This window comes from Ktedonobacter sp. SOSP1-52, assembly GCF_016587395.1.
This window is the reverse complement of record NZ_BNJH01000001.1, coordinates 1,721,331-1,735,301: the sequence shown is the minus strand read 5'-3', so window position 1 is coordinate 1,735,301 and position 13,971 is coordinate 1,721,331. Positions and strand designations below refer to the sequence as shown.

Annotated in this window: 14 protein-coding genes; 5 read left to right on the top strand and 9 right to left on the bottom strand. The window is 53.8% G+C overall.

Annotated elements, in window-relative coordinates; all coding sequences use genetic code 11:
* Positions 1-69: 69 nt before the first annotated feature.
* Together JMJ16_RS07945 and JMJ16_RS07940 are read right to left on the bottom strand one after the other, a co-directional pair.
* The gene (locus JMJ16_RS07945) at positions 70-1,188 is read right to left on the bottom strand and encodes a hypothetical protein (protein WP_201380049.1); all 1,119 of its coding nucleotides are present in this window, start codon (positions 1,186-1,188) and stop codon (positions 70-72) included.
* 109 nt (positions 1,189-1,297) lie between these two features.
* Positions 1,298-2,473: a peptidase S8 gene (locus tag JMJ16_RS07940; protein WP_201380047.1), complete on the bottom strand. Its 1,176-nt coding sequence runs from the start codon at positions 2,471-2,473 to the stop codon at positions 1,298-1,300.
* 1,081 nt (positions 2,474-3,554) lie between these two features.
* On the opposite strand from JMJ16_RS07940, the gene JMJ16_RS07935 reads away from it, so the two are divergent.
* Together JMJ16_RS07935 and JMJ16_RS07930 are read left to right on the top strand one after the other, a co-directional pair.
* The gene (locus tag JMJ16_RS07935) at positions 3,555-3,701 is read left to right on the top strand and encodes a hypothetical protein (protein WP_201380045.1); all 147 of its coding nucleotides are present in this window, start codon (positions 3,555-3,557) and stop codon (positions 3,699-3,701) included.
* Positions 3,698-3,835 carry a hypothetical protein gene (locus tag JMJ16_RS07930; RefSeq protein ID WP_201380043.1) on the top strand — a complete coding sequence of 46 codons (138 nt, stop codon included), beginning with the start codon at positions 3,698-3,700 and terminating at the stop codon, positions 3,833-3,835. The genes JMJ16_RS07935 and JMJ16_RS07930 overlap by 4 nt, the downstream gene beginning before the upstream one ends.
* Positions 3,836-4,090: 255 nt before the next feature.
* Here the strand turns inward: JMJ16_RS07930 and JMJ16_RS07925 are convergent, their stop codons facing one another.
* On the bottom strand, positions 4,091-6,268 hold the full coding sequence (locus JMJ16_RS07925) for a PAS domain S-box protein (RefSeq protein ID WP_201380041.1): 2,178 nt from the start codon (positions 6,266-6,268) through the stop codon (positions 4,091-4,093).
* A gap of 359 nt (positions 6,269-6,627) precedes the next feature.
* On the opposite strand from JMJ16_RS07925, the gene JMJ16_RS07920 reads away from it, so the two are divergent.
* Positions 6,628-7,146, top strand: a complete 519-nt coding sequence (locus JMJ16_RS07920) for an FAD-binding oxidoreductase (protein WP_201380039.1) — start codon at positions 6,628-6,630, stop codon at positions 7,144-7,146.
* Positions 7,147-7,585: 439 nt separating this feature from the next.
* Here JMJ16_RS07920 and JMJ16_RS07915 read toward each other — a convergent pair whose 3' ends face one another.
* Positions 7,586-8,053, bottom strand: coding sequence for an Lrp/AsnC family transcriptional regulator (locus JMJ16_RS07915; RefSeq protein WP_201380037.1), 468 nt, complete (start codon positions 8,051-8,053; stop codon positions 7,586-7,588).
* Positions 8,054-8,240: 187 nt separating this feature from the next.
* Between JMJ16_RS07915 and JMJ16_RS07910 the strand changes: the two genes are divergently transcribed.
* On the top strand, positions 8,241-9,647 hold the full coding sequence (locus JMJ16_RS07910; RefSeq protein WP_201380035.1) for a pyridoxal phosphate-dependent aminotransferase: 1,407 nt from the start codon (positions 8,241-8,243) through the stop codon (positions 9,645-9,647).
* 435 nt (positions 9,648-10,082) lie between these two features.
* On the opposite strand, the gene JMJ16_RS07905 is transcribed toward JMJ16_RS07910, so the two are convergent.
* The 5 genes from JMJ16_RS07905 to JMJ16_RS07885 all read right to left on the bottom strand — a co-directional run bounded on the left by JMJ16_RS07905 (position 10,083) and on the right by JMJ16_RS07885 (position 13,277).
* Positions 10,083-10,943, bottom strand: a complete 861-nt coding sequence (locus JMJ16_RS07905) for an SDR family oxidoreductase (RefSeq protein WP_201380027.1) — start codon at positions 10,941-10,943, stop codon at positions 10,083-10,085.
* 2 nt (positions 10,944-10,945) lie between these two features.
* Positions 10,946-11,893 carry an NADP-dependent oxidoreductase gene (locus JMJ16_RS07900; protein WP_201380025.1) on the bottom strand — a complete coding sequence of 316 codons (948 nt, stop codon included), beginning with the start codon at positions 11,891-11,893 and terminating at the stop codon, positions 10,946-10,948.
* Between the two features lie 257 nt (positions 11,894-12,150).
* Positions 12,151-12,432: a hypothetical protein gene (locus tag JMJ16_RS07895; RefSeq protein WP_201380023.1), complete on the bottom strand. Its 282-nt coding sequence runs from the start codon at positions 12,430-12,432 to the stop codon at positions 12,151-12,153.
* 149 nt (positions 12,433-12,581) lie between these two features.
* On the bottom strand, positions 12,582-12,914 hold the full coding sequence (locus JMJ16_RS07890) for a hypothetical protein (protein ID WP_201380021.1): 333 nt from the start codon (positions 12,912-12,914) through the stop codon (positions 12,582-12,584).
* A gap of 126 nt (positions 12,915-13,040) precedes the next feature.
* Positions 13,041-13,277, bottom strand: coding sequence for a hypothetical protein (locus JMJ16_RS07885; RefSeq protein WP_201380019.1), 237 nt, complete (start codon positions 13,275-13,277; stop codon positions 13,041-13,043).
* A 165-nt stretch (positions 13,278-13,442) separates the two neighbouring features.
* Here JMJ16_RS07885 and JMJ16_RS07880 point away from each other — a divergent pair, with 165 nt between their 5' ends.
* Entirely contained in the window at positions 13,443-13,637 is a 195-nt protein-coding gene (locus tag JMJ16_RS07880; protein WP_236601260.1) for a hypothetical protein, read from the top strand.
* The last annotated feature ends 334 nt before the right edge of the window (positions 13,638-13,971 follow it).

Genomic DNA, 13,971 nt, shown 5'->3' with positions numbered 1-13,971 from the left:
GAAGAGGATGACGGAGAACAACGCCGTATTGTTCTCCTCCGTCACACACGTTTTCCCAGACCTGTTCCCTTACCCCTGCCGAAGCGGAGGCATGGGAATCGGCATAGCATAGGTTTGACCACCCACACCGACCCCACCTTCACACGTATTCGGAGGGGTGGTACAGGTGCCTCGCGATGAAGGACACTCGGCAGCCCAGAACATGTAGCCCAGCATCCCGTTCGTGGTCCCCGCTCCATTGGGTGCCACGGACTGCACATAGCTGCCAGTGGTATCAATGAGTGACCCACTGAAGTGGTAACATTCTGGTTGAACGGCCCCGTTGGCACTGGTAATATAGAGACCTCCTGTGAACTTGGCTGGAGCAAGTGGGGGAATTGGAGGACTATATTGTGGCTTGCCATCAATATGTTCTTGCCAATTGCTCTCGGCGCTGCTCGCACTCGTTGGTTGTCTGCTCGGCACCATGGCATTGGCATAATCAAGCACAGGCGTAGAGGTCGTCAGCCAGGACGTGGTTGCCTTAGTCACGAGTCCTATCAGCCACCGATCGCCAGCAGCCAAGTCAATGGTCAGGCGCGAGGCGGGGTTATTGCCCGTCGCATCATAGGGCTCTACGGAGCGATAGGCATCGATGAACGCTTGCAGTCCCGTCAGGTTAGGAGAACTTGACTCTTCATAGTCGATCTCGATGCCTACTCCCAATTGCTGGGCAACCGCTGCCGCGTTGAGTCCTAACTGAGTGGGATTGGTGGTAAGTGCCTGATTCCAGGCACTGACATAGGTAATTCCGCCAATGGAGAGCATGACGCGGATATTGTGGCTCTTGAAATAGTTCACGATGTCTGCTGTCATGCCAATGGGAACACCCTGCGCTGTCTGGGCATCCGTCGTCTTGTTGAGCAGCTTGAGTGGTTGGACAAAACTCAGGACCACCAGATTCACAGAGGGGATGCCATCCCCCCGATCAATCAACCAATGGTTCTTGCTGTCGAACTCGGTCACACTGCGCACGGTACCCCAGAGACACGCATCGTTGCTACAATGCCAGGTGCCGTAGACTGATATGGGAGTAGAAGTGGCGCTTGCCATGTGGGGCGCGGCTTTGCTAAGAGGGACGCGAACAAAGAGAAACAATAGTGCCGTGAAGATTCCGAGAAAATGGATAGCAACCTTCTTGCTGGTCATATCTCCCTCCTCATGGGACACCTCTATGCTGGCTGAACGTTCGTGACCTCAAGCGCAGAAGAGGTCCTGCTGCCTCGCGTGCAAGACCTCTTCTGCACTATGTGCTGCTTTAGAAGGCTCCAGTGCCGTTTGGTGTCCCCAGGCCAGTCGGGCCATCATAGCCCGTTGTGGCGGTACAGAGATAGGAACCGCCGCAACTGCCATTGCTGCCACTGGTCACATCATACAAGCTCCCGGTGTGACTGTAGAGGGAGGAAGCGGCATTGACGCTACTCGCATTGCCAGCCAGACCATATACGCTGGCAATGATGGGAGAGGCAACGCTGGTGCCGCCAAAGACCATCCAGCCAGATCCCTGACCATAGGTATCATAGACCGAGACGCCGGTATTTGGATTGGCAACCGCCGATACATCGGCAACCGTCCGTCTGGCACACCCACTATCGCTCTGCCAGCTTGGTTTGGTGATGTAGGCACTGCACCCGCTTCCAGCACCACTCCAGGCGGTTTCCGTCCAACCACGTGTGGTGCTGCTCCGGCTGAGCGAGGTGCCACCAACCGCAACCACCGTATTGTAGGCGGCAGGGACCTCTACACCATAGCCACCGTCACCAGAACTGGCGGTGATAATATGGCCAGGATGGTTGTAGTACGAGGCAGAGGACGATTCCCCGCTGGATTCGCTGCCACCATAGCTGTTGCTGACGGCATTGGCACCCAGGCTGACGGCCGTATTGACCGCTGTTCCCAGGTTGGTGAACGAATTGGAGGACGCCTCCACCAGCAAGATGTGGCAGTTGGGGCAGATGGCGCTCACCATGTCCAGATCGAGCGCGATCTCTTCTGCCCACCCACTATTCCCACGTGGATAGTTGGTACCACCATTCTGGTCCACCTTGCGGAAACAGCCATTGGCTGTCGTACAGGCAGGCAAGCCAAATTGGGAGCGATACACAGCCAGGTCTGATTCCGCGTTGGGATCATTATAGGCATCGACAATGGCAATGGTTTGCCCACTACCCGCTGTTGCGGACGGCAGGTTATACGCAGCTTGCAAATCAGCGGGGTTGAGCCCTGATGGGCTACTGGCTTTGGGGGTTAGGCCCTGACTTGTACTATCGACCTGAATGGCACTACACTGGGCAAAGCCAGTAGAGGCGGTCGTACAGATGTGATGGGATCGAAAACCGTTTGCGGTCTGCTTGGCAAAAGCAGGTGCGGAGAACGCCAGGATGGCGAGAGATGCGGCTGTTGCCAGGCAGAGGAGACGAAAATACTGTTTCATCTGCATCATCCTTCTCTTCAAGAAAGAGGAATAGGAGAGCTCGTGCATCCATTGCGCAAGCCCAGGCGCTCCATTGCACAGCTTGCTCACACAAGAACACACAAGAACACACGAGACCTCAAAACATGCAAGAGAAAAAGAAGGCCCAGGCAGCATGAAGTGCGAGGCGGCTTCCTGCCAAAGATATGCACAATTCCTCTCTGTGCATTTATCGAGCATACATTACAAATACATAGTTATTGCTGTTATATATTTGTTGGCACTAGATGCTCTTAGCTAGAAGTATACGAATAAATAGACAAATGTCAATCCTTTGTTCAGCGATTGTCTTTTGATTTTGGTAAAACATTCTCTTCACTCTATGACTCTTTCGTTTATTACCTCATCTCTTCCAGCGTGAAAAACACAAGCTTGGAAGTCCATCCCGTCCCAATTCGGACTATTGTGGGAGAAGCCGTAACCAAAGCCATGCCAAATACAACTTGTATTTTATACAGCCCATCTCACGTTCGGCCCAGCCGTCGATCCCTCATACAGATCCTCTCCTCTCTAGCGAACTTGGCCACACTCTAAGGGCACAGGGGCACACGTTTGGACCCAGAATTACTTTGCCATCGATTCCGGCAGAAGGCCCGGAACGGAGAACAGATCACCAGTCAGTGGTCACAAAGCGGCCCCTCACCACCTCGCACTGCGCCCATTGCCTCTTCCTTCCATCGCCAAGACGCCTGCTCCCCGTCGCATGCCTGCTGAGCCGAGGAAGACACAGCCAACGGCCCATCCATGGCGATTGTCTGAAGGAAGAGATGATGAGGACTATCAAGCTCGTCTGATTCAGGCCTTTCCCTTACGAGCTGTGAAGAAAACTCGGGCGAAAAAGAGGTTTTCGACGCTTTTAGCCACATCAGTTCTCTTCTTTGCGGGCATAGTGGCTCTGAGTGCCTGTGTGGTTATCATGGTTGTGGTTCCCAGCACAACGTCGAAGCTCCAAGCGTTGACGGTCTTTCTTATTGTCTGTTCCTATGTTCTCAGCTTCCTGGTAAAACGCTTCTTCTGGGCAAGACAACAAAAGTATCTGACGATGTCGCAACTGACCCGTGCGGTCCAAAAAGCAGGATCACCGAGACAAGAAGAAGACATGAAGCATCTGGCATTGATCAAACAAGATACCGCAACCTTTCTGCTCGCACTGAACACGAAGAAAGTGAAGAAAGGTGCATGCTCGTGAAAAAGATTGCCGCATGCCTCTTTTTCTATACCATGTTGATCGCCATGATCGTCGTCACCCTTCTTAAGCCAGGGCAGCGGGAGGGAGATCAACCTGCGTTCCTGCATTCCGAATGGCCTCAAGCCCCCGGGTAGAGACCGCTCGCTCCTGCTCAAGACGCGCAAGAATGTCTCCTCTGGTGAGCCAACCAGCACAGCCGAGAAGAAAACACTCCTGGCTCGCCTGTATTCCCTGTGTGACAGAGAACGTGAGCGTTCGCTGGAGCAGCAACCATCAGGTCAGCATGTTCTCCAGGATCCACCGGGTCTGGTCATGGTAGGTCGTCCAGTCGCGACGTACCATCTCAAGACCAATGTCGTCCTGGGGCGGATGTTCCCTGTTCGTATCGCTCATGCATCTCTCTTCCTGGGAAGGGTCACCGTAAAGGTCGATCCTTTTCCGACGGTGCTGTCTACGGTAATGGTTCCCCCATGGCGTTTGACGATCTCCTGCACAATGTAGAGTCCCATGCCCAGGCCGGGGATCGCTTTCTGCCTGGGACCAGTGGCCCGATAGAAGCGCTCAAAAATCTTGTCGCGCTGCTCTCGTGGGATGCCCAGGCCATGATCACGGACACGGACCGTGACCGTCTCTTCGGAGGTACTCAAATCCATCTCGACCGTCTCTGAGCCGGGAGAATACTTGATGGCATTGCTGATCAGGTTGGTGAAGATCTGTCCGAGCCGGTCGCGGTCCCCGACCAGTGAGCGGGGGGCGGCACCTCGCACCACAATGGTATGCGTCGTATGTATCTGCTGCATGGTATCGGCCACCTCGTGAAGCAACGCGTCAAGATCAACCGTCTCCTGCAGATACTCCAACCGACCTGCCTGGATCTTGGAGACATCCAGTAGCTCTCCGATCAGGCGTTCAAGCTGCTTGACAGGTCCCTCCACCCGGGAAAGCGCTGTGGCCGCCTCGTGCTGGGATTGCTTTTCCAGTCGTTTTCGCACCAGTTGGGTCTGCATCTTTAAGGCGGCGAGCGGGTTCCTCAGTTCATGGCTGGCCATGCTGATAAAGTCATCCTTGCGTTGTTCCAGTTCCTTGCGCGCTGAGTTATCCAGCACAAAGGTGATTGCTTGGAACGGGTGATGCTCTAAGAGGACCGCACCTACGAGCACGGGAAGACGACTGCCATCTTTACACACATACTCTTTCTCATAGGGCGTCAGCGACTGCTGAGCGTCAAGTTCCTGCTGGGCCTCTAAGGTACGAGCCAGATAGTCTGGATGGGTCATGTGCGTCCAGTTCATGCGCCCGGCACGCAGGTCTTCTCGGGTATAGCCGGTCATGTCCAGAAAGGTGTCGTTGGCGTCCACAATCTGGCCGCCTTCGCCGACAAAGATCCCGATAATGTTGGAGTTCATCAGGATGTTCGCGCGCTCCTGGCTCTGGCGTAAGGCTTCCTCCGCCCGTTTCTTCTCCTCAATGTCGGTGTTGGTGCCAAACCACTTGATGATCTGGCCTCTTTCATCACGTACCGGCATGCCGCGGGCTAAGAACCAGCGATACTCCCCGGTCGTCCCATGACGCAGGCGCAGTTCCGTTTCATACACCCCGCCGGTCTGGACGGCGCGCTGCCACGCGGAGCGGACGCGTGACCGGTCCTCCGGATGCAGACACTGCATCCACCCCTCCCCCTGGGACTCTGCGGTGCTCTGGCCGGTATAGTCGCGCCAGCGTTGATTACACGAGTCCTGAGAGCCGTCCGGTTGCGTGGTCCAGACCAGCTGGGGGATGGCATCGATGAGGGCATGGATTTCCGCTTCGGCGCGCTTGCGCTCGGTGATGTCGATGCCGGCGATGACGAGGTACGCAATGTGGTGATCCGCATCCCTATGGGGAGTGATCGCGACCTCCAGGTGACGGTCCAGGCCTTCTCTGAGGTGAACCACCGCCTCGAACCGCACGGTTTCTCCCCTGCTGGCTCGCGCGATGGCGGCACACAACTGCGCTTGACTGGCCGGAGCACAGGACCACCACCGGGTTTGGGCGAGCGGGTAACCAATGACCTCCTCGCGTCGGACGCGCGCTTCCGCCAAGGGAACCTCATTGATCTCTAGGACGATCCCCTCGGGGGTCAGCACGCCGATTCTGCTATACAAGCCATTCAGGTCCTCGATGGAGAAACTCTCGCCCTGGGGAACCGGCGCCTCTCGTCGGGCTGCGGCTCTGCCCTGCTGGACCTGCACCATCAAGCCCCCAGCCGTGGGAGCGAGTTGCGCGTGCAGCCAGGTCCCCGTCACGGGAGACACATACTCCACTTCGGCGGGTGCTCGGGTCTGTCTGGTCTGCTGAACAGCCTGGTAGAGTGCGGTGCTCACCAGTTGGGGAGCACCGCGCCACAAGGGCTTGCCCACTACGTCCTCTCGTGTGGCGCCGAGCAGGGCCTGCGCGCTCGTATTGGCATACACAATCTTTGCGGCATCATCGACGACAAACAAGGCCCCAGGAAGCGTCTCAAGAAGCGTGAGGAGCGTCTCACTCGACGCAGGCGTGAGACGCTTGGTCTGTTCGGTATTCGACATCGTGCGGTAGCTCTCCCTTTCACGTACCCCCATCCCTGAGAACGAAGACGCATTCCTGCTCTCACCTCAAGAAATCTATTACAATGATGGGTATTGTCAACTTCATTGAAATTGTAGAGCTTATAGAAGAGAAACAGGTCTCAAAGTGGGGATTGCGCCCTTTTTCTTGCCTTGGTTGCTCGAGAATTCTGGTTGATGTGGCATCGACGTGGTGAAAGCTCATCAACGATTTTTTTTAAGTTGACAATACCGATATATACCTGCATGTGGCTCCGAAGTGCTTTACCTGGCAAAATTATAGAATGATAGTGGCCTTCCTACAAGGGCCATTTTATATGGAAAGTACGGAGCCATTTTATATGCCAGGTTTTGGAACTGGTCTCTCTATGGCGAGCGTGCCCTTGGCCGGAGAGGTGCGTTCATCCCCCATCTGTTGCGTCTGTTCATGCCTTGGTCCGGCTGCCGAGAGTGGGACGACAGGACAATCAAAGAGCGTGCGGGAGGTCTGGCTTTCCGAATGGGTACAGATAGCGGCCGGAGGGCCAGCCAGCACGGCCTGGCCTCCCGGCAATTATGCCGAAGCTTGGCAGACGCATGGCTGGGACGTCACCTGGCTGACCTCGGAGGAGCTACACCGCAACGAACCACTGCTCAATCCTGCCATCACCGCCGCTCTCTACGTCCCGTATGCGACCAGCATCAGGCCGCGCTTAGCGACCAGGGCATATACAGAGGCCGCCCGTAAGCTCGGTGCACGCATCTACGAACACACTGAGGTCACGGGCATACATCATACCTCAGGCGCGATGACGGGAATACGCACGGCCCGGGGAGAGACCATTGACTGTGATCTGCTCGTGATCGCGACCGGCGCCTAGTCCGCGCAGGTCGGTACCTGGCTTGGCCTGACCATCCTCGTTTTCCCTGGTCGCGGCCAGATCCTATCTCTTAAGTAGCCAGAGACGCCGCTCAAGCATACAATCCTGGGCAAAGATATCTATCTCGTACCTAAAGTCGATAACACCATCTACGTTGGCGCAACGAGGGAGCAGGTCGCTTTGATCGAAATCTGACTGCTGGCGGCCCGGACCAGGCCATGACGACTGCTCTTCTTATGGCCTCTTCGTTCTCATAGAGGTCAGAGTATCTAAAGATGAAATCTGTACGGTAAGGATTCTGCGACAAGCTTTTCGCCAAAACTTGCTCGTTTCTACCTGTAAAGTACTGAAAATAACGTTTTAAAAGAGGAAACTTGACCGAGTACAGATATTCTATGATTGGTAACTCATATGAACAAGTGTCTCACAAAGGTCATATTCAGTCTTTCTCTGCTTCCACGATGCGGCTAGTCACCGGGGAAGACAGGACAATAGATGTCGTAGACTGACCATACTGGGCGAGATGGTCGATAAGCCTCTCCAGATGGCTCATTGAGGAAACAGCCACTTTCATCAGGAAGGAATCCTCACCCGCTACACGATGGCATTCGAGGACTTCGGGAATGTCCTGTAATTGTCTCCCAACATACCCGCTTCGCTCTCTCGGGGTACTCATTCGTATAAAAGCTATGATTGACAGGCCGACCCTTGCCAGGTCAATCTCAGCCCTGTAACCGATAAGAATTCCCGCTCCCTCCAGTTTGCGAACGCGCTCAATCACAGCTGGTGCTGAGAGCCCAACGCGCTGTCCTAGTTCTCTGAAAGACTGTCGGGCGTTTTCTTGCAACGCTTGGAGGAGCTTCCATCCAATGTCATCGAGGAGGGAATCATCATGCTGTAAAGTCATAGAACTTTTTTCCTTTACATTTCTTGCTTATCACGATGAAATATCTGTCATTTCTCCTGTATTATTGCATATTCTCCTTCTATACTGAGTATAGACAAGCAAATCACCGAGAAAATGACTCTTTTGTCAAGCAGAGAGAAGTTTCTCCCATTTTTGAGAACAATGAGAGCAAACAAAGGAGACGATAATGAGTACCACCCACGAGAGAGAGGCGCATGCCGATGGAAATTCAGTACATACGCTGCTCAGCCTCACCTCACCAGCGCAAACCCTTTCCACCTCCGCCACCCTTGCTATGAACGAGGCAGTGGCGAAACGGCGTGCGGCGGGCCGTGAGACGATCCATCTCGGCTTTGGCGAAGCCGCATTCCCCCTACATCCCCTACTGAAAACGGCCCTGGCTGAAGCTGCAACGAGCACAAGCTATGCCCCTGTGCTTGGGATACCTGCACTGCGTCAGGCCATCGCTGCGTACCTCACACGCACACGTGAGGTGGCATATTGTGCTGATCAGATCGTGGTCGGTCCAGGAAGCAAAGCATTGCTCTTTGCACTTGTGCAGATCCTCGAAGGCGACATTCTGCTGCCGATTCCTTCATGGGTCAGCTATGCTCCAATAGCCCATCTCGGGAATCGGCGCGTGATCGGAGTACAGACCGAGCCAGAGGATCATCATCGTCTGACGCCACAAGTCCTTTCGCAGGCGATGGCCCAGGCGCGCCAGGACGGAGCCGACCCACGCATTTTGCTTGTGAACACGCCAAGTAATCCAACCGGAAGCATGTTTGACCTTCCTGACGTGGAAGCCATCGCACGCTGGGCACGCGAAGCAGGGGTTACTCTTATTAGTGATGAGATTTATGCCGAGTTGGCTCACGGATGGCGCGAACACGTCTCACCTGCTCGTTTCTACCCTGAAGGCTGTATTGTGACCGGAGGACTCTCTAAAGCCTTTTCGGCGGGAGGATGGCGGCTTGGATATGCAGCACTGCCCTCGACGAGTGCAGGCAACAAGGCGATGTCAGCTCTACGCTCCCTGGCGAGTGAAATCTGGTCTGCGGCTGCTACACCACTCCAAGAAGCGGCTCTTGCCGCCTTCCTACCCAATTCATCAGTTGAGCACTATGTCCAATGCTCGGCACTTGTTCACGGATATATCGCTCGTCAGCTTTATGACGAGCTCACGCAACTTGGCATTCCTTGCCCACGCCCAGCAGGAGGCTTCTACCTCTATCCGGACTTCTCCCCATGGAAAACCGCACTCCTGCAACGAGGAATCAAGACCAGCCAGGAGCTTGCGCACTATCTGCTGGAGGAGTGGGACATCGCTACCCTCCCTGGTTCAGTGTTCAATGAAGAACCACACACCCTCCATCTTCGCTTATCAACGAGCCTCCTCTGTGAACCGGAGCACGTTACCTCTCAAGAGGAACGTGAAGCCGCGCTCTGGCATGTGCTTGATCAGGCAGAGACGTTGCAATCACCAGGTAGGAAAGGACACCTGTTTCCTGCACTTGAGCATGCCAAAGCACGATGGTCCGAAGTGATTCATGCTTTGGAAACATGCAGAGTGTCTCACCAAATACAGAAATAAGAGATTAAGGTGGAACATGTAAATGCTCAACGCATAGGGTACGCAGGTATTGTCAACTTAAACAAAATTGTAGAGCTTATGGGCGAGAAACAGGCCTCAAAGTGGGGATGGCACCCATGTTCTGACGGTGTTTTCTGGAATATTTTGGCGAAAATAGCATTGATGTGGGGAAAGCTCATCAACAAAAATATTTAAGTTGACAATACCCTGGAGACCCCACCTTCAAGTCTGTCTTTTCTACACATCTCACAAAGTGATTTGGCAACTTGGCTGAAGAAGCTGTCTTGGAAAGAAGAGCTGACAAATAGAGAGGTGAAAGCTCTAGCTTCCCATCCCACATCTGATGCCGCCTCCCATTTGCCATTGTGAAATGTGTAGAAAAGACAGAGCCTTAGCTATGGGGTCTGGTGGCCTACTGTGTTTCGGGCACTACACTCAGACTGTCTGGAAGGCCTGTACGTGCTCAGTCAGGTAGGTGACTACCGTACAAGGTTTGCGGGCTGTCACATCCTCAATAACCCGAGTAACACTGGCTCCGCCTCCCTGACGATAAAATTGCAGGAGGGTGATAACCGCATGAGCAGTCCAGGCAGGATAGCGTTTCAAGAGCGCTTGTTGCGCATCCTCATCAGAGATGGCAGTGTAGCGAACTGGCACATCCAATACCGTGGAGAAGATCTCCGCCAATTGTACACATGAGAGTGCTTCTGGGCCAGTCACCTCATATTCCTGGTATTGGTACCCCTCTTCGGTGAGCAGATGCGCCGCAACCGCACCAACATCGCGTGCATCCACATAGCTAATGCGCGCATTCGCCAGCGGGGCATAGATCATGCCTCTGGAGCTAATTGAATGAGCGTACATTGGGGCAAAGTTTTGCATGAAGTAGAGCGTACGTAGAATGGTATAGGGTACGCCTGAGGTGCGAATTGCGTCCTCTGCTCTCCCATGATAGTGAAGTAAAGGACTCAACGATTGAGGATCTGCCCCGATTTCAGATTGTTTGACGAGGTAGCGTACACCAGCTTTTCTGGCTTCCTCAGCCCATAGCTGCTCGGTCGCCAAGAGATGCGCAGTGAGGGGGGAAATAAGATAGACACTCTCGATTCCCTGAAGCGCTTTCTGAACGCTTTCTCGCTCTGTCATATCTCCTAAAAATGCTTCTACGCCCTGCGCCTCCAGCTTTTCAGCAACAGATGGTTTACGCACGAAGGCACGCACTGGGATCTTCCGTGCCAAGAGTTCTTTCAGGACGGCATTCCCCACAGCACTCGTTGTGCCTGTCACAAGCATCATGGTCATCTCCTCCTTCCCTCGTCCTCTACGCGCAAAATGATTTTTCCGCGCGTGTGCCCTTGCAGGGCCTGCTCAAACGCCTGAGATGCCTCTGAGAGAGGGAAGACCCGCTCGATGATTGGTCGGAGCTGGCCTGTATCTATCAGGTCCCCGATGTGTATGAGCTGTTCTCGATTGGGCTTGACGACAAAAAAGAACGCACGCACACCAAAGGCGGCAGCCTGCTCCTGGGATGGGGGGCTAAACACACTCAGGAGCAGTCCGCCCTTCCTTAGAACGCGCCAGGAGCGAGCTACTGTCTCACCGCCTATGGTATCAAGCACTATATCAACATCACGCACCATATCCTCAAAACGCGTGGTGGTATAATCAATGATCTCATCGGCTCCCAATGTGCGTAGGAATGCATGATGGCGTGCAGAGGCTGTCGCGATCACCGTGGCGCCGGCCCACTTTGCCATTTGAACCGCCATGCTTCCCACGCCACCAGCGGCACCATGAATGAGAAGAGATTGCCCACTGGTAAGCCCTGCGTGTTCAAAAAGCGCTTGCCAGGCTGTCAGTCCAACCAGGGGGACTCCGGCTGCCTGGATGTGCCCAAGGGTTCGTGGCTTGGGCGCCACATCAGTCGCGCGTGCGACAGTGTACTCCGCAGCCGCGCCATCCCGCCAAATTCGGTGAGCGCATAGATAGCCCTCTCCTACGGCTATACCAGCGACGCCGGACCCCACTTCAACGACCTCGCCAGAAACATCATGACCTGGTATGGGATGCTGACGTTCGATACCAGCCGGTGTTTTCCAGGTTTCCGACCAGGTCGGTTCCTGCCACATCACACTTGTCGCATGGACACGAATCAGGACTTCTCCCACTCCTGGCTGAGGTTTCGGTGCATCTTCGAACACAATTTGATCGGGTCCACTCTGAGCATAGAGGCGAATAGCTTTCATCTCTCAGATGTCTCCTTGTTCTTCCTATTCTTCCAGCGCATTCCCAGGCTGATCTGGTATTGTCAACTTAAATATTTTTGTTGATGAGCTTTCCCCACATCAATGCTATTTCGCCAAAATATTCCAGAAAACACCGTCAGAACATGGATGCCATCCCCACTTTGAGGCCTGTTTCTCGCCCATAAGCTCTACAATTTTGTTTAAGTTGACAATACCTTGTGTATAAAAGACAGGGCTCTAGCCGTGGTGAGTCGTCACTATAGCTCAACCTCTCTTGACTCATATTTATATCCATTCGTTACCCATTGGCCACGGATTATCTCTGCCTTCTTCCTCTGCTCATCTGTGATATCAAGCGTCTTAAACCAGATGATAGGCGATAGGCTGTAGGCATTTATCAGAGACTCGATACTGCTATGACTCTCACAATCAACCGACCCCAGGCCAATCGAGTCGCACTGATCGAGCGCGACCCTGCCAGAGTCAAACTCTATACCATTGATCAGGTTGAGTTCGGTGACGAGCATAAACCGTCTCATGTTCTCACTTCCTTCTACGTTCATATTGAAACAAGCCCACTCGACGAAGGGCCGGAGCAAGATGTAGACTTGCTCAAAGGACAGTCGAACACGCTGGGGAAGGCGACTCATTCCGCACGGTTTGACCGATTAAGAAAGCTATCCTGGGCCTATCTCTGATAACAAAAACCTTCACTCCGGGCCTCATCAGCAAGGCCCCCATACTTCACACATTCACCACATGCCCACACCATATCGTCAGGATCGTGTGGCGCTTCAACGGGACGAAACATGTCTGTCTGCTTCCCGCACAGTTGGCAATGCGTCGGGATGAACATCGTCTCTTCAACCTCTTCAGGTGTCAAATCGGTGATAGCCAATACATTGTCGGGATGATCCTGTAGACAGGCTTCAGCGCACAACTCACACAGGTATTCCTCACACTCAAGACACACATACATCGCATGGGCTTCACCTGTACATCTGATCAATTCTTTCGACATGATACACCTCCTTACCACCGTCCTACCACGCCACACAAACACAGCTAGCTTCCCTACTTTAGGGGAATTCAGAGGGGGGTATGTCTGGCCCCATAGAGAGGGCAAAAACGTAGCATGGCCGAGCCGTTATGCTCCCTCCTCAATTGCTACCCAGATAGAGTTTATGGGCTCGCCATCCGAGGCTTGCCGCTGTTGTAGCAGATATGAGGCTCCACATCGTTCACACCATCTGATGATTGGACTCCCCATGGCAAGACGATACAGATGCTCATGTGGGGCCTCCTGGATCTCTTGCCCATGCTTACTACCAGTATTGCGCAGGCGATAACTGCCCTTTTCTTCGGTCCCTGCTGCCTCCTCCATCTGGCCTTTCTCTTCATTGTAGTTCGTATTGTCAATAAATGACTGTTTTGCTCGATACTCTGCATCTGGGAACACGTTTCGCAATCGTGTTTTTCCGTTCCAATGTTCCTGATTCTATAGTGTAAGGTACACCCATATCATTTGAACACTCGGGAAGGAAAACGCATGCCATCAAGAGATGACAGTATGTATGAGCAGGCTGCACAAGCTGCAAGAGCCAGCCGAGGGTCCTATTGGTATCTTGAGAACAAGCTTTCAGAGGGTGAAAATGTCCTTCCAGAAAATCTCCCAATCCGGATGTGGATTTTCACCATGAAACACCGACTCGCCGGCCATCTGGGCTATGAAATCGTTGTATGAATCGAAGTCGCTTCATTTCAATGGAATGCAGTACGTATACCTGATTGTTGGGTTCCTCATCCTCTCGTTCCACGCCACATCACAGAGGAAGGCTCCACAATCCGCGCGCCGGGGAGGGCGTCTCCGGCGAGAAGGTCTTGGTTCCTTGTCCGGATTGAGGTGATCCGTTCTCTGCAGGATGCCCATATTCCCGGTGCGGATCTGACGCAGTGTCTGTTAGTTGAGAGGTAGGTGGTTTCTCTTCAGATGAGTGACCCGGCAATCTAGCCAGAAGAGGTGTTCGACCGCACAAACTCCGCGAACGTGGTCGATTGAATCCCGAAGACCTCGTGCG